An 18,451-nucleotide genomic window follows, 5' to 3' on the forward strand; every position below is an offset into this window, starting at 1 on the left:
CTATTTGGGCTGCCCAAAGCTAATATTCTTGTTGGGCCGGGAAACCAATTCGTTGCCGAAGCCAAACGTATGCTTTTTGGCCGCATTGGGATTGATATGATCGCAGGCCCAACCGATAGCCTGATTCTGGCCGACGCGCATGCAGATTCAGATATCGTTGCAGCCGACCTTGTCGGCCAAGCCGAGCATGGCTATAACTCACCCTGTGTCTTGCTGACCAACTCCGAGAAGCTCGCCCGCGCCACCATGGCTGAAGTCGAGCGCATACTTACGATCCTGCCCACCGCCGACACTGCGCGCAAAAGCTGGGAAGACTACGGCGAAGTGATCGTCTGCGACACCTATGATGAGATGCTCGCAGTGGCCGATGATATCGCCTCCGAGCATGTGCAAGTCATGACAGACCGCGACGACTGGTTCCTTGAGCACATGACATGCTACGGCGCTCTCTTCCTTGGTGCGCGTACCAATGTCGCCAATGGCGACAAAGTCATCGGCACAAACCATACGCTGCCGACCAAGAAAGCAGGCCGCTACACGGGCGGTCTCTGGGTTGGCAAGTTTCTCAAAACCCACAGCTACCAGCGCGTTCTCACCGATGAGGCCGCAACCATGGTGGGCGAATACGGCTCGCGCCTCTGCATGCTCGAAGGCTTTGTCGGGCACGCCGAGCAATGCAACATCCGCGTGCGCCGTTACGGTGGCATCAATGTGCCATATGGTGAAGGCGCGCCCTACCGCGAGCAGGCCGAATGAGCCGCTCTTCGACCCAAGCCCAAAAACAACCCGAAGGATTGCGCCTATGACCCTCCCCAAAACGCCCTCGATGAACCTGACAGGCAAGCGTGCTCTCGTGACAGGCGCCTCCTCGGGGATCGGTCAAGGCTGCGCCGTGGCGCTGGCCGAAGCGGGGGCGCATGTTGTCTGCTCCGCGCGTGGCATGGGGCGGCTGCAATCGACTGTGGATGAGATGGCGGGGCAGGGCTTCTCTGCCGAGGCCCTCTCGATCGATATCTCCGATCTGGATGCCATTAAAGCAGCGCTCACAGAGCAGGCGCCATTTGATATTATCGTCAATGCGGCCGGATATGCCAAACACACCCCCGCAACCGAGACAGAGCCAAGTGACTTTGATGCCGTGATGAACATCAATTTGCGTGGTGCATATTTTCTATCTGCTTGGGCTGCAAAGGCGATGCAAGATGCTGGCATTGAAGGGAGCATCATTCATATCTCCTCACAGATGGGCCACGTCGGCGGGATCGATCGGGCGGTCTATTGCGCCTCGAAATTTGGCCTTGAGGGCATGGTCAAAGCAATGGCGATTGAATGGGGAAAGTCCCGTATCCGCATCAATACGATCTGCCCGACATTCATCCGAACGCCGTTGACAGAGCCGACTTTTGCTGACCCCGCTCGTGTCGCTTGGATTGAAGAAAAGATTAAGCTGGGCCGTACTGGTGTGGTGGAGGACATCATGGGCGCGGTGCTCTATCTCGCCTCACCCGCCTCAAGCCTCGTCACGGGTAGCTCTATGCTGATTGATGGCGGCTGGACTGCTGACTGAAGCAGAGACCTGATCCAGCGGAGCGCGCTTTGCGCGCACAGGTTTGCTTGAGAAGGGGGGGGCGCACGCGCCCCCTAGGCCTTCGGCCTCTCCCCCCGTGGATATTTTTAGAAAGAAAAAGTTAATTGGCTCCTCGCGGATCTGCGTGCTTGACGCAAACGAAGGAGTCGTAATAGGACTGCGTCATTCTGGTCCGGCATCTGCCGGTGAATAGGGAATGTGGTGCGGCTCTTGGGCCCAATCCACAACTGCCCCCGCAACTGTAAGCGGCGAGCGAAGCTGACATAAGCCACTGCCCCAAAAGGGCGGGAAGGTTCAGCCAAGCCCCGACCCGCAAGTCAGGAGACCTGCCAGGATGTTCACCCTACCGATGTGCGAGGGGCGCATAGGTAACGGACATTCCGTCGTGGTGGCATTCGCTGTAACCACGGGGGAGCCATGTCTTCTCCCGTCTCTATGACTTGCGCGCATCGCGCAGGAGAAGGACCAGAATGTACTCTACACTCAAGGCATCTGCCGCTCTGGCTTTGCTCATTTCCCATACCCCTGCCTACGCTCAAGAGGCGTTTGATCTTGGCGAGATTACGTTGTTTTCAAACCAAATCCTCACCGAGTTGTCGCGCTCTGGCACAACCACCGAGGTTGTGACCGAAGATGAAATCGCAGATGCGCCAGAGACAAGCGTTTCTGATATTCTTGCGACATTGCCGGGGGTGACGACCACAGCCACAGGCGGCGTCGGTGCACAAACAACGCTTCGTATTCGCGGCCTCGGCGCAGGATATGTGCCTGTGTATCTGGATGGGATTGATATTTCTGATCCTGCCAGCACGGGTGCGGGCTACAACTGGGGCGGCCTCACAACGGGTGGTCTATCGCGGATCGAAGTGCTCAAGGGCGGTCAATCCGCCCGCTTTGGTGTCAATGCGGCAGGTGGTGTCGTGAACCTTTCCTCATATCGTCCGACAAAGGACGGCTTTTCTGGTCAAAGCGCTGTGGAGTTCGGAGCCTATGGCACAAAGAGCGCCTCACTGGGCCTTGGCTTTATGGACGAGCGCACCGAAGTGGGCTTTTCACTTTCAAAGTTTGAGACCGACGGGTTTTCGGCGACGTCTTCTGGTACGGAAGCGGACGGCTACGAAGCGACGCGCGCAAACCTTTTTGTAAAATACGAGCTGACAGAGACTGCCCGTGTGGGTGCGGCGCTGCTATATATCGATTCGGCGGGTGCTTTTGACGAATTTGGTGGCGATGGCAGTGCGCCTTATGATGAAACGAATGAAAACCAAACTCTCGGCGTGCGTGTGTTTGGGGAGTTTGACACTGGCGCGGTGACCCACGAAATTTCTGCATCATATTTTGATATCGATCGTGTGAGCTATGCGACCCATTGGTCCGGTAGCCCACTTGTTGCGACAGAGTTTGATGGAAAGCGCAAGACAATCGGATACAAAGCGAGCGTTCAGGAAAATGAGACAACGCTTTGGACCTTTGGTCTTGATCACATGGCTGAAGAAACGGCCACTGCGAGCGCCGATATCAATAGCGCTTACGCTGAAGTGGCGTTCGCTGCCAGTGACAAGCTCGATCTCACGGGCTCTTTGCGTTATGATGACCACAGTGATCTTGGCGGCCAAGCCACTGGCCGCGTTGCGGCCGCGTACCGTTTTTCTGATGATGTGATTTTGCGGGCTCAAGCCGCGACAGGTTACAAGCCACCGAGCTTGTTTCAGTCTACAACAAACGCAGCCAACAGCACGGTTGCTTTGGCCCCAGAAGAAAATACTACCTTTGAATTAGGTCTTGAGAAAACCTATGGCGAAGCTGGGTTTGTCCGCGCAACAGCTTTCTACAATGATCTGGAAAACCATTTGATCTATGAGGGCACCTGTTCCACGCCGACCAACTTGTTAACGCCAGGATACTGCTACGCTCAATCAAGCTTCAAATCCAAAGGCCTCGAACTGTCAGGAGCCTATGCGCTGAATGACACATGGGAGCTCACAGGGGCTTACACCTACACGGATGCTTACCGACCCACTGGGCGCGCAGGCCGTGTGCCACGCCATGATTTGCACATTGGTGTGAGCGGTGATTTTGCCAACGGCTTCGCAGGCGGTCTTGGAGTCAACTATGTTGCTGACCGTTTTGATCGGGACAATGGCAGTACGCCCATGCCCGACTTTAAGACTGTGAACGCCCATGTGAGCTACCAATTCAATGATAGCACACAAGCCTACTTGCGCATCGAAAACCTCTTTGATGAGGATTACGAAGCTGTGAACGGATTTAACACCTCCGATCGCGCGCTTTACCTCGGCGTTCGTGCGTCTTTCTAAGCTCATAAGCGCCGCTGCGCTGGTCCTTGTGACTGGCGCAGCAGCCTATGGCGAGACACCTCAGAAGGTTGTCTCGATGAATGTCTGTACCGATCAGCTTGCCATGTTGCTCGCGGGGGAAGGCCAGCTTCATTCGCTCTCTGCCCTCGCGATTGACCCGCGTATTTCGGGGATGGTTGAGGAGGCGGGCGCCTTTCATATCAACTCCGCCCGCGCCGAAGAAATCTATCTGATGAAGCCCGATCTGGTTTTGGCGGGCACATATACGGCCCGCGCTTCTGTGGAAATGCTGGAACGCTTGGGGCTGCGTGTTGTGCGCTTTGCGCCCGCCAATTCGCTTGCAGATGTGCCCCTGCGCCTGCGCGAGATGGGCGCTGTGCTTGGCCGCGAGGCACGCGCTGCCGAACTTGTGGCCGCCTTTGAGGCGGGGCTTGCACGGCTGAAGGCCAATGCGCCAGAGCAGCGCCCCCGTGCCCTCAGCTATGCGGCCAACGGCTATACGTCTGGTGCGCATACCTTGCCCGACGAAATGATTGTGGCGGCAGGCTTTATCAATGTCGCCTCCGAGTTTGGCATCGACTATGGTGGCCGCATGCCGCTTGAACTCCTTGCCATGAGCGCGCCAGATCTGGTGATGAGCTCGACCCCCTACGCAGGGGCCTCCCGCGCCGAAGAGGTGCCGCAGCACTCTGTTGTGCGCGCTGTCACAGGCGGCGCCCCCCCCGTGAGCATGGTCAGCCGCGACTGGGCGTGTGGCACACCACTTGTCTTGCGCGCCATCGATGAGTTGGCTGCAAAACGCGAGGCGCTGTTCCCATGATGCGTCTGCTTTTTCTTCTTGGTGCTCTGGTGGCGATGCTTTTTGCTGCTTCACTGGCGATTGGTCCTGCCGAAGCGAGCTTTGCCAAAAGCCTGTCCTCCCTTCTGACCGACGACGGAACGCCCTTCACATTGGTGATGCGAGAAATTCGCCTCCCGCGTGCGCTTCTTGCCGTGATGATCGGAGCCTCGCTCGGTCTTGCAGGTGCCGCCATGCAGGGCTACTTGCGCAATCCCTTGGCCGAGCCAGGTCTCATCGGGGTCAGCTCATCGGCGGCGCTTGGGGCTGTGCTCTCGCTGCAAACAGGCTTCGCAGCCGCCTTTGCACTCGCGCTGCCGCTATCGGCGCTGGCAGCGGCTCTTGTCGGCGTGCTGCTTGTGCTTTTGCTGGCCGGTCCACGAGGGGCCTCAATGACACTCATTCTCGCTGGGATTGCGATCTCTGCGATGGCGGGGGCGCTCATATCGCTCGTGCTCAACCTCTCGCCCAATCCCTATGCCGCCAATGAAATTGTCTTCTGGATGATGGGTTCACTGGCGGACCGTTCGATGCTGCATGTCTTTCTTGCCTTGCCTGTTATGGCACTGGGCTGGATTTTGCTCGGCACATTGGGCCGCGGCCTTGATGGGCTTACACTGGGCGAAGATGCGGCCAGCTCCATGGGGATCAATTTGTCCCGCCTACGCCTGGAGCTGGTTGTCGGCGTCTCCTGCGTTGTTGGCGCAGGGACGGCTGTCGCTGGGGCGATCGGCTTTGTCGGGCTTGTTGTCCCGCACATCCTGCGCCCCTTCGTGGGCGGTCGCCCCTCGCGGCTTCTCTGGGCTTCTGCGCTTGGTGGTGCAGCGCTGGTTCTGGCGGCTGATATTGCTGTGCGCCTGATCATGCCTGATCGGGATTTGAAGCTGGGGGTCGTCATGGCGCTCATTGGCGCGCCATTGTTTTTGCATCTTATTTTCAAGACCCGAAAGGAGCTGTCATGAGCACGCTTCTCTCCCTTGACGGCCTGACGGCTCTGCGCGGTGAATGCCCTGTAGTGGACAACGTTTCGGTGTCTATCGGGGCGGGCGAATGTGTCGGTCTGATCGGTCCCAACGGTGCGGGCAAGACCACGCTGATGCGCGCTGCACTCGGCCTTTTGCCCGCCAAAGGCGCAAGTTCCCTGACGGCGCTTTCCCCCTCCGAGCGCGCCCGCGCCGTGGCATGGCTCCCTCAAGCGCGTGATATCGCTTGGCCTATGACGGTTGAAACAGTGGTCGCGCTGGGCCGTATCCCGCATCTTCCGCGCGGCACGAAGCTGCGTGCCGAAGATCAGGCCGCCGTAGATGCGGCCCTCGCGGAAATGGACCTTACAGATTTCGCTGACCGCCTCGCAAACCAGCTGTCTGGCGGCGAGCAGGCCCGCGTGCTTATTGCCCGTGCCTTGGCGCAGCAAACACCGCTTCTGATGGTGGACGAGCCAATCGCTGGCCTCGACCCCGCCCACCAGATTGGGACAATGGAAAGCTTCGCAGCCCTCGCCGCCGAGGGCAAATCGGTTATTGTTTCTCTGCATGATCTCGGCCTCGCCGCACGGCATTGCACACGGATCTTGATGCTCTCCCAAGGGCGTCTCATTGCCGATGGGTCGCCTGCAGAGGTGCTCACGCCCGAGCGGCTCAATACCGTTTTCGGCATCCGTGTGTTTTATGAAAACACTGCTCAAGGGCCGATTTTTCAACCAACAGAAGTGACCCGCTGATCGCTGGGCTTGCGCGTAAGCTCAGACATGAAAAGCGAAATAAGTAGAAACACGCACTTGATCGCTCTAGGGTTCTGTGTAGTTATACGCGCAACAAGTATTTTCGACCGGTTGGTCGAAAATATGAATATCGGGGGGGCTCATGCTCAAATACGTTTCACAACTGGCCCGTGTCATGGCGGTGCTCGGAGGGCTTGTGCTCTCCGCGTTGGTCGTACTGACCTTCATAAGCGTTTTTGGCCGCGCCCTCAACACTCTAGGCCACGCTGGTAGTCTCGGCGCTCTTGGCGAGTGGCTGATCGGCACGGGTGTTGGTCCGATCACTGGCGATTTTGAGTTGCTTGAAGCTGGCGTTGCCTTCGCCATTTTTGCCTTTCTCCCAATCACCCAGCTCTACGGCGCTCATGCCACAGTTGATATCTTTACCTCGGCGCTCCCGCGGCGCGCCAATAAGGTGCTGATGGCGTTTTGGGAGGTCGTGCTGACAGTGGTTATCCTGCTCATCGCTGCGCGCCTCTACGTCGGTATGCTCGACAAAATGCAATACAACGAGACAACCTTCCTGCTTCAGTTCCCGATCTGGTGGGCCTATGCCGCCAGCTTTGTGGCTTCACTCGCGGCCTGTGTTGTCGCGCTCTATTGTGCCTTGGCGCGCATCGCTGAGCTGGCCACAGGCCGCGCTTACCTGCCTCATTCCGAAGGAGCTTCCCATTGAGCATGCTTGAACTGGGCTTTCTATCCTTCCCCGTCCTCCTTCTGATGATCTTCCTGCGCGCGCCCATTGGGCTTGCCATGTTGCTTGCAGGTATCGGGGGCCTTTGGTTTGCCACAGGTGATACCAACATGTTCATGTCCCGTCTCAAAACGGAGACATACGGCACCTTCTCGTCTTACTCTCTGACGATCATTCCGATGTTCCTCCTTATGGGCCAGTTCGCAACGCTCTCTGGCATGTCCCAAGCGCTGTTCAAGGCAGCCGAAAGCTTTCTTGGTCACCGCAAAGGCGGCGTGGCCATGGCGGCCGTTGGGGCCTGCGCAGGCTTCGGCTCAATCTGTGGTTCGTCGCTCGCGACAGCCGCCACAATGAGCCGCGTCGCCTTGCCAGAGCTGCGCCGCTACGGCTACTCGGGCGGCTTCTCGACAGCCACGCTCGCCGCTGGCGGGACACTTGGCATTCTTATTCCACCATCTGTCATCCTCGTGATCTATGCGATCCTGACCGAGCAAAACATTGCAAAGCTTTTCCTCGCGGCCTTTATTCCGGGGATTCTCGCAGCCCTCGGCTATATCGTCACGATTTCGATTTATGTGCGCGTCTACCCTGATGCTGCAGGTACGCGCGAGCCCGTGCCGATGGCCGAGCGCTGGCGCGCGCTGCTGGATGTCTGGCCCGTGCTGGTTGTTTTCGGCCTCGTTGTTGGCGGCATCTATGCGGGCTGGTTCACGCCCACAGAAGGTGCTGCGATTGGCGCGGCAGGCACAGGCCTCATCGCGCTCGTTTCGGGCAATATGACGTGGAGCGTGTTCAAAGAAAGCATCATCGCCACAGCGACAGCCACGGGCATGATCTTCTTCATCGTTCTCGGTGCTGCGCTCTACAACGGCTTTCTTGCCCTTTCCCAAGTGCCGCAGGAGCTTTCTTCTTGGGTGGTCGGCCAAGGCTATAGCGCGTGGACGGTGCTGATCATCGTGCTGGCGTTTTACCTCGTCTTTGGCTGCCTCATGGACAGCCTCTCGATGATCCTGCTGACCATCCCGATTTTCTTTCCTGTGATCAGCCAGCTTGATTTCGGCATGACACCGGAGCATGTGGCGATCTGGTTCGGGATCCTCGTGTTGATCGTTGTCGAAGTCGGGCTTATCACACCACCTGTTGGCATGAACCTCTTCATCATCAACGCAATGGATAAGACAACGCCTATGCGCGACACCTATAGCGCCGTAATGTGGTTTGTCGGCTCCGATCTGGTACGGGTTGTGATCCTTGTACTCTTCCCAGCGATCACATTGTTCCTGATCCCCTGATCCTCAGGCGCCCACCTTGGGCGCCTAGGGCCGCACATCGCTCACAACGCGGCCTTCTTCGAGGGTGATGATCCTGTCGGCAAGCTCCAGAATGCGGTTGTCATGTGTGACCATGACAGTGGTTGTGCCGCGCTCGCGGCCCATGGTCTTCAGCATATCCACAACATTGCGCCCTGAGACTTTATCAAGCGCCGCCATTGGCTCGTCCGCAAAGATCACATCAGGGTTGGAGACAAGCGCGCGCCACGGCGACCCGCTGCTTTTGGCCGCCTGACAAATTGCCTGGTAAGTAGTCGAGCCTATCCTCAAGTCCAACTAGCCTGAGCATATGATGCGCCGCCGCTATTTGCTTGGCCGCGTTTCCTTTGCCGTGGACTTGCAGCCCCATCAAGACATTCTCTGTCGCAGTGAGGCTTTCGTGCAGGTTATGTGCCTGAAAGATAAACCCAAGACGGCGGCGCAAGCGCACCAGCTCGGCCTCGCCTGCACCCTTGAGTTCGCGCTCAAGCAGGGTCACGCTTCCGCTCTGCACATGCCGTAAACAGCCCATCAGCGTGAGCAGCGTTGTCTTGCCAGAGCCAGATGGGCCCATAAGGATCGTGAGCTTGCCGCGCTCGATCTCTAGGTTCACATCAAAGATCGCCTGTTTGCGCGCTTCGCCTTCTCCAAAGAAGTGGTCAAGCGCCTGAGTTTGAATGGCCATATCAGTCATCAGAACAAATCCGCTGGATCTGCCGCCGCCAAGCGGCGCGTGGCAATCGCACCAGACAGCGCGCAGGCCGCCAGCGTTCCGAAGAAAACCATAAAGGGCCGCGTCCCGTCCATATAGACAGGCAGGCTCGTCACTGCCGAGAGCCCTGCATAAAGCCCCATCGAAACAATGAAACCGGGAATAAACCCGAACACGGCCAGAATGCCTGCCTCTTCCAGAACGATGCCAAGGAAAAAGCGGTGCTCATAGCCCATCGCTTTGAAGGTTGCGTATTCCTTGAGGTGGTCGGCCACATCTGTTGAGAGCACTTGGTAGACAATCACAATCCCGACGATAATCCCGATCAAAACCCCGAACCCGAAGATGATGCCTGTGGGCCGCTCAAGCGACTGATAGGCAAGGTCCGCCACCTTGTACTCCGCCAGCGTGTTCACCTGCACAGAGGCGGCTGGCAGAATGCTGCGCAAGCGCTCGGCAACCACCTGAGGCGAAACCCCGTCCGCGACTTTGAGCAAAACATGGTTTGGCGCGCCGCTACTACGCTTGCCAAAAAAGCGAAGAAAAGTCTGGTCCGAGACAAACAATGTCCCGTCTGCGGAAAACCCGCCACCAAGCTCTAGCGTGCCAATTGCCGTGAGCGTTTGCCCGTTCACTTCAAAGGCAAACGGCTTGCCATCCTTCAGATCGGCAAAAACTGAGGCATCAACGCCGCGCGTCTTGGTGTCAATCAGAGCCGTGTTTTCCTGCGTCAGCCGCGAAAACTGAGCCGCAATCTCAGCGCTCAGAAAGTTGCGGTCCGCCACCTCAGTCGCAAAGGTCTGCAAGGTCGAGTTGGTCCCGTCCGGCAGCTTGAATTCCAAAATCCCGACAAACAAAGGCGCGCCGCTTTCGACGCCAGCAACAGTCATCGCCTGGAAAAAGCGCGCCCGCGCAACATTGCTCCCGTCGGTCAGTGTGTTGGCGTCTTCCGCTGAAATCATGATGTCGGCGTCAAGGAAGTTGTATGGCGCAAGCGTCGCGGTGCTCATCGCACCCATGATGCCAAGCTGCATGAAGACCAACAAATTCGCAAACGCGACCCCCGCGACAGCCGCCGCAAATCGCGCCCGCGAATGGGTAAGCTGGAGCCAGCCGACAGGCAGCCGCCCCAGCAGGCGCTCAAGCAGCTTGCTCATTCGCCCTGTCCTGTTTCCAGCCGTCCCGCATCAATCCGCACAATTGTCTCAAGGTTGGTAAGCCGCTTAGCCTTTTCTGACGAGGCCGCATCAAGCTTAACAATCACATCAACAACCCGCGCATCGGTGTTTGCGGCTGGGTCGTCCGATGTGATCGACTGCCGACCTATCTCAAGCCCGATCGCGCTCACAACACCCGTGAGATCGCCGTCCAAAGCCTTTGCAGAAACCGTGACAGGATCGCCAATCGCGACCCGCCCGATCATGGTCTGATACACCTCGGCTTCCACCATCATCTGGCTTGTGTCGCCAAGCTCGACAAGGCCTTCGTTGGCGGGCTTTTCGCCAACTTGGCTATTGAGCGCGAGGATCATTCCATCAATTGGCGCCCGCACAAGGGCGCGCTCCATGTCGCTTTTGGCACGGCTCACATCCACGCGCGAAGCCTCAAGGTTGGCCTCGGCCACAGCAATATCAGCCTGCACAGCACCAGAACCTGCCTCATAGCGAGATAGCGTCGCACGGTTGCGTTCCACGTCGCGCTTGGCTTCATCCGCGCGTGCCGTGGCTGTATCAAGTGCCGCCTGCGTGGCGACGCCGCGCTCTGCGAGGGGTGTTAGGCGGTCAAGCTCACTTTGTGCCTGCTCGGCCGTTGCCAAGGCGCGCTCAAGGTTGGCCTGCGCTTCTTCTCGGCTTGCGCGGATGGTCTCTTGGCTTTGCAGCAAGGCCGCTTCCTTAACCCGTAAGGTTGCCTTGGCGGTGTTGAGTGCGTTTTCAAGCTGGCTCTGGTTGTCGAGCACAGCCAGCACATCGCCGCGCTTCACAGTTTCGCCTTCGCTGACACGTATCTCCTGTATCCGCGCATCAGACGCGCCATAAGGCGTGGCCACAGCTAAGACGTCGCCGTCTGGCAAGACCCGCCCAAGCGCGACGATATCGCCTTCGCTGACAACAGCGACCTGCTCTTGCGCCTGAACCTGCGCCATCGCCACGGCGATCGGCGTTTCTGTCCCGCCGCCTGGCTCAAGCCCTGTGAGGCCGAAAAAGGCCTTCATGCCGGGCGGCTGGAAGTAAAGACCTGTGACTCCACCCATAAAAAACGTCACCAGAAGCAGCGGGAAGATTCTCCAGCCCAACCCGCTTGTCTGGGTCGCAAGGATAGCGCCACTTGCGCCAATCCCATTGTCTTTCAGGGGCATCTCTGGCGTTGTATCTGTCTTGTCACTCATATCATTAGCCTTGGCAAAACTCACTTACTGACATATATGTCATTAACTGAAGAAACTGCAAGCCAAGAGATGCGAAATGCCGAATGTGAAGCGCACCCGTCGCAAAGACGCCCGCCCCGAAGAGATCATCGATGCAGCGCTGGCTGAGTTTGCTGAGGTCGGATATTCCGCCGCCTCCATGGCGAGCATCGCTGCACGCGCAGGCATCGCGCGCTCCACGATCTATCTCTACTATTCCGATAAGGAAGCGCTTATATCGGCCGCCTTTGAGGCGCGGCTCAGCGAGGCTTTCAATGCCGCGGGGCAGGGGGCCGCGCTGTCCTCTGGCCCCTTCCGGGAGGTCTTTCACGAGATGCTCACGCTGCTCTACAGGCGCATTGTGAAGTCCGAGGCTTTGGTGCTGCTTAAGGTTCTCGTGGCCGAGGGGGCGCAGTTCCCTCAACTCCTCGCGCGCTATCATGACACCGCTCTCAAGGCGGCGATGACCATGCTCAATTCCGTCCTCAAGCAGGGCCTCGCCCGTGGAGAGTTACGGCCCGATGTGATGGACTACGACATGAAGCTTGTCATTTCGCCCATCATGCTCGCCGCAATCTGGCATCTCACCTTTCAGGAGCTCGAGCCGATCGCTCTTGAGTGCTACATAGAAGGCCACGTCACCTTCATCTGCGATGGTATCCTCACGCGCTGATCACCGCTGTCGCCTCGATCTCCAGAAGCGCCTCGTCCTCGACCAGCCCTGCCACCACAACCATGGTCATCGCCGGAAAATGCCGCCCCAGAACCGTGCGATAGACCGCGCCCACCTCGCTTTGCCGCGCCAAGTATTCCGCATTGTCGGTGACATACCATGTCAGCCGCGTGATATCTTCTGCCACGCCACCCGCCGCAGTCACCACATCCATGATGTTGCGCAAAGCCTGGTCCATCTGGCCAATAAAGTCGTGGCTCTCAAAGCGCTGCTCCGCTGTCCAGCCGATCTGCCCGCCCACATAAAGCGTGCCGTCTTTAGTCAGGATCCCGTTGGCATAGCCCTTGGCCGCAGCCCATCCCTCAGGTTGGATAACTTTGTGGCTCATTGTTCCGTCCCTTTCGCTTTCAGCACGTCCCGTATCGCCTCTGGCCAAACGCACGGCTTGCCCGTCTTGTCCACACAAACCAGTGTCTGTTTCACCTCAAATCGCGCCGCACCCTCAGTGCTTGCCGCAATCTCAAGGCTCATAGAAGTACGCCCCAGCTTTGCAACGTACAGCTCAAGCACCAGCCAGTCGCCATGCCTGTTCGGCGCTTTGAACTCGGTTGAAATCTGCACAGTCGGCACGCCGCCGTCCTTGAGCTGGGTCTCAAAAGGCCAGCCCAATACCTCGTCAAAAAACGCCTCGACACAGTCGTTGATGATCTCGAAATAACGCGGATAAAAAACAATTCCGGCAGGGTCGCAATGCTTGAACAGTACCTTTTGTCTGAACTGAAACTCCACGCCCTCAGCCTCCCGCCCGCAAGCGGAACCGCTGGATCTTGCCAGTCTGCGTCTTTGGCAACGCGTCGATAAACACAACAGATCGAGGGTATTTATAGGGCGCAATCTTCGCCTTCACATGGTCTTGCAGCGCCTTCTTCGTGATCTCGTCCGCCGCCCATCCTTCTGCCAAAACAACATGCGCCTCAACAATAGCGCCACGGTCCTCATCAGGCGCGCCAATCACGCCGCACTCCACAACAGCCGCATGGCTCAACAGCGCGGCCTCCACTTCGGGGCTAGCAATATTATAGCCCGACGAGAGGATCATATCATCATTGCGTGCCGCAAAATGCAGATAGCCCTCCGCGTCCATCATGAAGCTGTCGCCAGTGACGTTCCAGCCGTCCCGCACATAGGCGCGTTGGCGATCATCCGCCAGATAGCGGCAGCCTGTCGGCCCGCGCACCGCCAGCCGCCCGACCTCTCCAAGAGGCACGTCCTCGCCCTCGTCATTGATGATCCTGACTTCATATCCAGTCACCGGTTTTCCGGTGCAGGCAGGACGATGGTCGTTAAAACGGTTGCTGATAAAGATATGCAACATCTCCGTCGCGCCGATCCCGTCAAGCATTGGCTTGCCCGTCTTCGCGATCCACTCATCGTAAACAGGCGCAGGCAGGGTCTCGCCCGCTGACACAGCCGCGCGCAGGCTGCTCAAGTCCGCCCCTTCCTCCATAGCCCGAAGCATGGCGCGGTAAGCCGTCGGCGCGGTAAAACAAACAGTCGCCTTATATTTCTGGATAATCTCGATGAGGCTCGGCGGGCTCGCATTTTCAAGCAAAGTCGCGGTGGCTCCAAAGCGTAAGGGAAAGACTGCTAGCCCCCCTAGCCCGAAGGTAAAGGCCAAAGGCGGCGAGCCGATGAACACATCCTCAGGCACGACACCCAGCACCTCTTTCGCATAACCATCCGCAATGATCAGCAAGTCGCGGTGAAAGTGCATCGTCGCTTTCGGCTCGCCCGTTGTGCCCGAAGTAAAACCAAGCAAGGCCACGTCGTCCCGCCCCGTTTGCACACTCTCAAAACGCACTGGCTTCTCAAGGGCGAGGCGGTCAAGCTCGGCCTCGTAGTTGGATGTCCCGTCAAAGCCGACAACACGCTTCAAGAAGCGACTCCCCGCCGCACAGGCCTCCATCTCCTCCATTAGCCGCATGTCACAGAGCGCAAATTCAACTTCCGCCTTGTCAACAATCTGCCCAAGCTCCCCCGCGCGCAGCATCGGCATGGTGTTGATCACAACAGCGCCAGCCTTTGTCGCGGCAAGCCAGCAAGCCACCATGGCTGGGTTGTTTGCCGAGCGGATAAGGACGCGGTTCCCCGGCCGCACACCAAGCTCCTCGACAAGCACGTGGGCAAGGCGGTTGGTCCAGTCGGCCAGCTCCTTATAGGTCCGCTGTCGCCCGTTTCCGATCAGGGCGGTATGGTCTCCGAACCCTTTGCCAACCATTGCATCGGTCAGTTCGTATCCCGCGTTGAGCCGCTCGGGGTAGTCAAACCCCTCAAGCTTGAAGTCGGGCCAAAGCTCGGGCGCAGGCAGGCTGTCGCGTGCGAAAGTGTCCTCATGTGCTGAAAGTCCAAGCATCACGTCCCTCCCAGAAAGGCTCCCATAGTCTGCCGCGCGATCACAACACGCTGCACGTCACTCGCGCCCTCATAAATCCGCAGGGCCCTGATATCGCGGTAAAGCTCTTCGACTTTTTGTCCGTGGCGCACGCCGTCGCCCCCGTGTAGCTGTACCGCTCGGTCAATCACAAGTTGCGCCTGATCAGTGGAGAAGAGCTTGGCCATCGCCGCCTCTCGGGTCACCCGTGCCGCACCGCTGTCTTTGGCCCAAGCTGCGCGGTAAATGAGCAGCGCGCTGGCGTCCACGTCCACAGCCATATCCGCGATATGCCCTTGCACCATCTGCAGCTCAAACAGCGGAGCGCCCTGCACCTGCCGGGCACTCACCCGCGCCAAAGTCTCGTCAAGCGCGCGCCTTGCAAAGCCAAGCGCAGCCGCCGCAACAGTCGAGCGGAAGACATCTAGGACAGACATGGCAATCTTGAAGCCAGCCCCGCGCGCGCCAATCAAGGCCGTCTTTGGAATGCGACAATCGGTGAAGCGCAGTGTTGCCAGCGGATGCGGTGCAATCACTTGCTGCCGCTCGGTGATTTCAAATCCTTTCAGTCCCGCAGGCACAATAAAAGCGCTCAGCCCCCGTGCGCCTTCGGCCTCGCCCGTACGGGCAAACAGTGTGTAAACATCGGCAATCCCGCCGTTGGAAATCCAGGTCTTCTCGCCATTGAGAACGAAATGCTCGCCGTCTTCCACAGCCGTCATCGTCGCGTTCGCCACATCCGATCCCGACTGCGGCTCTGTTAAAGCAAAGGCCGAAATCGCCTTGCCTGACTGCGTCAGCGGCAGCCACTCGGCCTGCTGCTCAGGGCTGCCGAAGAGGCTGATCGCCCCCGTGCCCAAGCCCTGCATCGCAAAGGCAAAGTCCGCCAGCCCATCATGGCGCGCAAGTGTTTCGCGGATAAGGCATAGCGTGCGCACATCAAGCCGCTCGCCGCCCCCGGCGCCCGAGTGCTTCAGCCACCCATCGCGGCCCAAAGCTGTGACCAGTTCATGGCAGGCCGCATCCACATCGCTGTGATCGGTCCCGCCAAGCTCGGCCGCTGCCCACGCGTCCAAACGTTCGGCCAATTCGCGGTGGCGGGGCTCAAAAAACGGCCAGTCAAGGAAGCTCGTGTCTGCCATCAGTTGCCCTCAAACATAGGGCGCTCTTTGGCAACAAACGCTTTATACGCCCGCTCAAAATCACCCGTTTGCATGCAGATCGCCTGCGCTTGCGCCTCCGCCTCAATCGCCTGCTCGATCGACATGGACCACTCCTGCGCCAGCATCGTCTTGGTCATCATATGCCCAAAATTCGGCCCCGCAGCGAGTCGCGTGGCCCACTCCTGCGCCTCTGCGTCAAGTTGATCTGCCGCCACCAGCTTGTTGTGAAAGCCCCAGGCTGCGCCCTCTTCAGCGCTCATGCTGCGCCCCGTATAAAGCAGCTCCGCCGCGCGCCCTTGCCCGATAATCCTTGGCAAAATCGCGCAAGCGCCCATGTCACAGCCCGCAAGCCCCACGCGGGTAAACAGAAAGCCCACCTTGGCTTCGGGCGTGGCAATACGCAGATCAGATGCCATAGCAATGATGGCGCCCGCGCCCACGCACACACCATCAATCGCCGCAATCACAGGCCGCCCGCAATTCACAATCGCCTTCACAAGGTCGCCCGTCATGCGGGTGAAGTTGAGAAGCTCCTTCATGCTCATTTTGGTGAGCGGCCCGATAATGTCGTGCACATCCCCGCCCGAGCTGAAGTTGCCGCCGTTGGAGGCAAAGATAACAACCTTCACCTCGTCATCATAAACAAGATCGCGAAACCAGTCGCGCAGCTCGGCATAGCTTTCAAAGGTCAAGGGGTTCTTGCGCTCGGGCCGGTCAAGCGCCACGGTGGCGACCCCGTCTTTCACCTTGCATTTAAAGTGCTTCACATCAGTTCTCATGGTGCTTTCCCATCTTCCAGATGTGCTGCGACTTCAGCCAAAAGCACAGACAGCCGCTCGGCGCGTTTTGGGTCCACGTCGCACAAAAGTCCGTCAATCCAGCCTTCATGTGCGCCCGCTTGGCGCTCAAATTCCGCATGCCCCTCCTCGGTCAGACGCGCCAAAAAAGCGCGCCTGTCGCCTTTCACAGCGTCACGCCTCACAAAGCCTTCCTCAACAAGGCGCTCGACAATCCCGGTGACATTCCCGTTCGAGACTTTAAGCACGCCAGACAGCTCCGACATCTTCAGCCCCGCAGGGTTGCGGCTCAGCGCCGCCATAACGTCAAAGCGCGGCAAGGTGGTATCAAGCTCGCGCCGCATCCGCTCGCGCAGCTCGGTCTCGATCAGCTTTGATGCCTTAAGCAGCCTCAGCCACAGCCTGAGCCGCGACTTGCTCCCTGTCGTATCAAGGCTCATATCTCTCCCCCCGAAACTGAAAGCGCATGGCCATTGACCATCGCCGCACCCTTGGAGGCCAAATAAAGCGCCGCGCTTGCCACCTCGTCGACAGCGATGATCCGCCCCACAGGGTTTCCCGAAACAACCATCTTTTCCGCCGCTGCCCGCTCGAGCCCGCGGGCCTCCATCACATTTTGCACAGCCGCGTCCGCCATCGGCGTGTCGACAAATCCGGGGCAAATCGCATTGCAGGTGATGCCCTTCTTGGCCACTTCCTGCGCAACAGAGCGCACCAGCCCCAAGACGCCGTGCTTTGATGCTGCATAAGCCGCGATGCGCCCGCCCCCTTTAAGGGCCTGTGTCGAGGCCACAGCAATCAGCCGCCCGCCTTCGGGCATCCCGCTGCGCAAAGCTGCGCGAAAGGTCAGAAACGTCCCTGTGAGGTTCACAGCTAGCGTCTCGTTCCACTCCTCAAGGCTCACCTCGGCCAAAGGCGCGGCGCGGCCCACGCCCGCATTGGCTACAACCACATCAAAGCCTTTGGTGAACAGCGCCTCGACAGCAGCCTCGTTGGTGACGTCTGCAACAACGCAGTGCATCCCGCGTCCGCCGTCTGTCTCGTGCAAAGCCTCTTCGCGTCGCCCGACGATTGTCACAGCCTCGCTCGCCTCCGCAAAGGCCCGCGCAATGCCGCGGCCTATGCCAGAGCCGCCACCCGTCACAAGAACCCGCCTCATATCTTGCCTACCATTTTTGCTTCGCGGTCCGCCAGCCGCCAAAGTTGCTCGCAGCCCGCATCATAGGGCAGGGGCCAATGCCCCTCGCGATCACCAATCTTGGCTCCCTCGTGAAGTGTCCAATAAGGGTTTGCCAAGTGTGGGCGGCCCACGGCGACAAGGTCGGCCCGCCCTGCCATCAGGATGGAGTTGGCGTGATCGGCCTCATAAATATTGCCCACCGCCATGGTCGCCACTCCAGCTTCGTTGCGGATACGGTCTGAGAATGGCGTCTGAAACATGCGCCCGTAAACCGGCCTTGCATCAACGCTCGTCTGCCCTGCAGAAACGTCGATAAGGTCCGCCCCCGCCGCCTTAAACATCGCGGCAATCTGCACAGCCTCGTCAGGAGTCACGCCCGCCTCGCCCAGCCAGTCGTTGGCGGAGATACGCACAGACATGGGCTTGCCCTTGGGCCAGACAGCTCGCATCGCCTCAAACACTTCGAGAGGATAGCGCATACGGTTTTCCAAACTTCCGCCATAGGCATCTGCGCGCACATTCGACATAGGCGAGATAAACGACGAAATAAGATACCCATGCGCCGCGTGCAGCTCGATCATGTC

At 58.8% G+C, this 18,451-nt stretch carries 20 protein-coding genes, 1 pseudogene and 1 riboswitch; of the genes and pseudogenes, 9 read left to right on the top strand and 12 right to left on the bottom strand.

The window, feature by feature from the left end:
- The 8 genes from hisD to P8O11_RS04790 form a co-directional block, all read left to right on the top strand.
- On the top strand, window positions 1–756 hold a 756-nt coding region (gene hisD / locus P8O11_RS04755; protein ID WP_300292186.1), incomplete at its 5' end, for a histidinol dehydrogenase.
- 46 nt (window positions 757–802) lie between these two features.
- The gene (locus P8O11_RS04760; protein WP_300292188.1) at window positions 803–1,567 is read left to right on the top strand and encodes an SDR family oxidoreductase; all 765 of its coding nucleotides are present in this window, start codon (window positions 803–805) and stop codon (window positions 1,565–1,567) included.
- A gap of 172 nt (window positions 1,568–1,739) precedes the next feature.
- Window positions 1,740–1,937, top strand: a riboswitch (cobalamin riboswitch).
- Window positions 1,938–2,058: 121 nt separating this feature from the next.
- Window positions 2,059–3,906 (top strand): TonB-dependent siderophore receptor, encoded by a 1,848-nt coding sequence (locus P8O11_RS04765; protein WP_300292191.1) that lies wholly within the window; start codon window positions 2,059–2,061, stop codon window positions 3,904–3,906.
- Window positions 3,893–4,726, top strand: coding sequence for an ABC transporter substrate-binding protein (locus P8O11_RS04770; protein WP_300292193.1), 834 nt, complete (start codon window positions 3,893–3,895; stop codon window positions 4,724–4,726). The genes P8O11_RS04765 and P8O11_RS04770 overlap by 14 nt, the downstream gene beginning before the upstream one ends.
- Window positions 4,726–5,706: an iron ABC transporter permease gene (locus P8O11_RS04775; RefSeq protein WP_300292226.1), complete on the top strand. Its 981-nt coding sequence runs from the start codon at window positions 4,726–4,728 to the stop codon at window positions 5,704–5,706. Before P8O11_RS04770 ends, P8O11_RS04775 begins: the two co-directional genes overlap by 1 nt.
- Entirely contained in the window at window positions 5,703–6,464 is a 762-nt protein-coding gene (locus P8O11_RS04780) for an ABC transporter ATP-binding protein (protein ID WP_300292195.1), read from the top strand. The genes P8O11_RS04775 and P8O11_RS04780 overlap by 4 nt, the downstream gene beginning before the upstream one ends.
- A gap of 142 nt (window positions 6,465–6,606) precedes the next feature.
- Window positions 6,607–7,179: a TRAP transporter small permease gene (locus P8O11_RS04785; protein ID WP_300292197.1), complete on the top strand. Its 573-nt coding sequence runs from the start codon at window positions 6,607–6,609 to the stop codon at window positions 7,177–7,179.
- Window positions 7,176–8,489, top strand: coding sequence for a TRAP transporter large permease (locus tag P8O11_RS04790; RefSeq protein ID WP_089892858.1), 1,314 nt, complete (start codon window positions 7,176–7,178; stop codon window positions 8,487–8,489). Before P8O11_RS04785 ends, P8O11_RS04790 begins: the two co-directional genes overlap by 4 nt.
- A gap of 24 nt (window positions 8,490–8,513) precedes the next feature.
- Here the strand turns inward: P8O11_RS04790 and P8O11_RS04795 are convergent, their stop codons facing one another.
- From P8O11_RS04795 to P8O11_RS04810, 4 genes are read right to left on the bottom strand one after another with little or no spacing between them, the layout of a single operon-like run.
- Window positions 8,514–8,687, bottom strand: coding sequence for a hypothetical protein (locus tag P8O11_RS04795; RefSeq protein ID WP_300292200.1), 174 nt, complete (start codon window positions 8,685–8,687; stop codon window positions 8,514–8,516).
- 22 nt (window positions 8,688–8,709) lie between these two features.
- A complete protein-coding gene (locus P8O11_RS04800; protein WP_300292202.1) occupies window positions 8,710–9,201 on the bottom strand; it encodes an ATP-binding cassette domain-containing protein in 492 nt (163 codons plus the stop codon).
- The gene (locus P8O11_RS04805) at window positions 9,201–10,376 is read right to left on the bottom strand and encodes an FtsX-like permease family protein (protein WP_300292204.1); all 1,176 of its coding nucleotides are present in this window, start codon (window positions 10,374–10,376) and stop codon (window positions 9,201–9,203) included. The genes P8O11_RS04800 and P8O11_RS04805 overlap by 1 nt, the downstream gene beginning before the upstream one ends.
- Window positions 10,373–11,605 carry an HlyD family efflux transporter periplasmic adaptor subunit gene (locus P8O11_RS04810; RefSeq protein ID WP_300292206.1) on the bottom strand — a complete coding sequence of 411 codons (1,233 nt, stop codon included), beginning with the start codon at window positions 11,603–11,605 and terminating at the stop codon, window positions 10,373–10,375. The genes P8O11_RS04805 and P8O11_RS04810 overlap by 4 nt, the downstream gene beginning before the upstream one ends.
- 76 nt (window positions 11,606–11,681) lie before the next feature.
- On the opposite strand from P8O11_RS04810, the gene P8O11_RS04815 reads away from it, so the two are divergent.
- Window positions 11,682–12,296, top strand: a complete 615-nt coding sequence (locus P8O11_RS04815) for a TetR/AcrR family transcriptional regulator (protein ID WP_300292208.1) — start codon at window positions 11,682–11,684, stop codon at window positions 12,294–12,296.
- Here the strand turns inward: P8O11_RS04815 and P8O11_RS04820 are convergent.
- From P8O11_RS04820 to P8O11_RS04855, 8 genes and pseudogenes are all read right to left on the bottom strand, one after another.
- Window positions 12,286–12,684, bottom strand: coding sequence for a RidA family protein (locus tag P8O11_RS04820; RefSeq protein WP_300292210.1), 399 nt, complete (start codon window positions 12,682–12,684; stop codon window positions 12,286–12,288). The genes P8O11_RS04815 and P8O11_RS04820 overlap by 11 nt on opposite strands.
- Window positions 12,681–13,085: a thioesterase family protein gene (locus P8O11_RS04825; protein WP_300292211.1), complete on the bottom strand. Its 405-nt coding sequence runs from the start codon at window positions 13,083–13,085 to the stop codon at window positions 12,681–12,683. Before P8O11_RS04825 ends, P8O11_RS04820 begins: the two co-directional genes overlap by 4 nt.
- A 4-nt stretch (window positions 13,086–13,089) precedes the next feature.
- On the bottom strand, window positions 13,090–14,709 hold the full coding sequence (locus P8O11_RS04830; protein ID WP_300292214.1) for an AMP-binding protein: 1,620 nt from the start codon (window positions 14,707–14,709) through the stop codon (window positions 13,090–13,092).
- Window positions 14,709–15,869 (bottom strand): acyl-CoA dehydrogenase family protein, encoded by a 1,161-nt coding sequence (locus P8O11_RS04835; RefSeq protein WP_300292217.1) that lies wholly within the window; start codon window positions 15,867–15,869, stop codon window positions 14,709–14,711. Before P8O11_RS04835 ends, P8O11_RS04830 begins: the two co-directional genes overlap by 1 nt.
- Window positions 15,869–16,669 carry an enoyl-CoA hydratase family protein gene (locus tag P8O11_RS04840; protein ID WP_300292220.1) on the bottom strand — a complete coding sequence of 267 codons (801 nt, stop codon included), beginning with the start codon at window positions 16,667–16,669 and terminating at the stop codon, window positions 15,869–15,871. The genes P8O11_RS04835 and P8O11_RS04840 overlap by 1 nt, the downstream gene beginning before the upstream one ends.
- Window positions 16,666–17,127, bottom strand: a complete 462-nt coding sequence (locus P8O11_RS04845; RefSeq protein WP_300292222.1) for a MarR family transcriptional regulator — start codon at window positions 17,125–17,127, stop codon at window positions 16,666–16,668. The genes P8O11_RS04840 and P8O11_RS04845 overlap by 4 nt, the downstream gene beginning before the upstream one ends.
- Window positions 17,124–17,846: an SDR family oxidoreductase gene (locus P8O11_RS04850; RefSeq protein WP_300292224.1), complete on the bottom strand. Its 723-nt coding sequence runs from the start codon at window positions 17,844–17,846 to the stop codon at window positions 17,124–17,126. Before P8O11_RS04850 ends, P8O11_RS04845 begins: the two co-directional genes overlap by 4 nt.
- Window positions 17,843–18,451: pseudogene (locus P8O11_RS04855) on the bottom strand (bifunctional salicylyl-CoA 5-hydroxylase/oxidoreductase); the annotation flags it as partial. The gene P8O11_RS04850 and the pseudogene P8O11_RS04855, both read right to left, overlap by 4 nt.

The organism is Lentibacter sp. (genome assembly GCF_029254145.1).
Taxonomy (GTDB): domain Bacteria; phylum Pseudomonadota; class Alphaproteobacteria; order Rhodobacterales; family Rhodobacteraceae; genus Lentibacter.

Coding starts and splice junctions, on each gene's coding strand:
- P8O11_RS04785 (WP_300292197.1), top strand. CDS start 6,607: ATGCTCAAATACGTTTCACAACTGGCCCGTGTCATGGCGGTGCTCGGA.
- P8O11_RS04805 (WP_300292204.1), bottom strand. CDS start 10,376: ATGAGCAAGCTGCTTGAGCGCCTGCTGGGGCGGCTGCCTGTCGGCTGG.
- P8O11_RS04800 (WP_300292202.1), bottom strand. CDS start 9,201: ATGACTGATATGGCCATTCAAACTCAGGCGCTTGACCACTTCTTTGGA.
- P8O11_RS04775 (WP_300292226.1), top strand. CDS start 4,726: ATGCGTCTGCTTTTTCTTCTTGGTGCTCTGGTGGCGATGCTTTTTGCT.
- P8O11_RS04765 (WP_300292191.1), top strand. CDS start 2,059: ATGTACTCTACACTCAAGGCATCTGCCGCTCTGGCTTTGCTCATTTCC.
- P8O11_RS04845 (WP_300292222.1), bottom strand. CDS start 17,127: ATGAGCCTTGATACGACAGGGAGCAAGTCGCGGCTCAGGCTGTGGCTG.
- P8O11_RS04835 (WP_300292217.1), bottom strand. CDS start 15,869: ATGGCAGACACGAGCTTCCTTGACTGGCCGTTTTTTGAGCCCCGCCAC.
- P8O11_RS04830 (WP_300292214.1), bottom strand. CDS start 14,709: ATGCTTGGACTTTCAGCACATGAGGACACTTTCGCACGCGACAGCCTG.
- P8O11_RS04795 (WP_300292200.1), bottom strand. CDS start 8,687: ATGGCGGCGCTTGATAAAGTCTCAGGGCGCAATGTTGTGGATATGCTG.
- P8O11_RS04840 (WP_300292220.1), bottom strand. CDS start 16,669: ATGAGAACTGATGTGAAGCACTTTAAATGCAAGGTGAAAGACGGGGTC.
- P8O11_RS04820 (WP_300292210.1), bottom strand. CDS start 12,684: ATGAGCCACAAAGTTATCCAACCTGAGGGATGGGCTGCGGCCAAGGGC.
- P8O11_RS04810 (WP_300292206.1), bottom strand. CDS start 11,605: ATGAGTGACAAGACAGATACAACGCCAGAGATGCCCCTGAAAGACAAT.
- P8O11_RS04780 (WP_300292195.1), top strand. CDS start 5,703: ATGAGCACGCTTCTCTCCCTTGACGGCCTGACGGCTCTGCGCGGTGAA.
- P8O11_RS04850 (WP_300292224.1), bottom strand. CDS start 17,846: ATGAGGCGGGTTCTTGTGACGGGTGGCGGCTCTGGCATAGGCCGCGGC.
- P8O11_RS04760 (WP_300292188.1), top strand. CDS start 803: ATGACCCTCCCCAAAACGCCCTCGATGAACCTGACAGGCAAGCGTGCT.
- P8O11_RS04815 (WP_300292208.1), top strand. CDS start 11,682: ATGCCGAATGTGAAGCGCACCCGTCGCAAAGACGCCCGCCCCGAAGAG.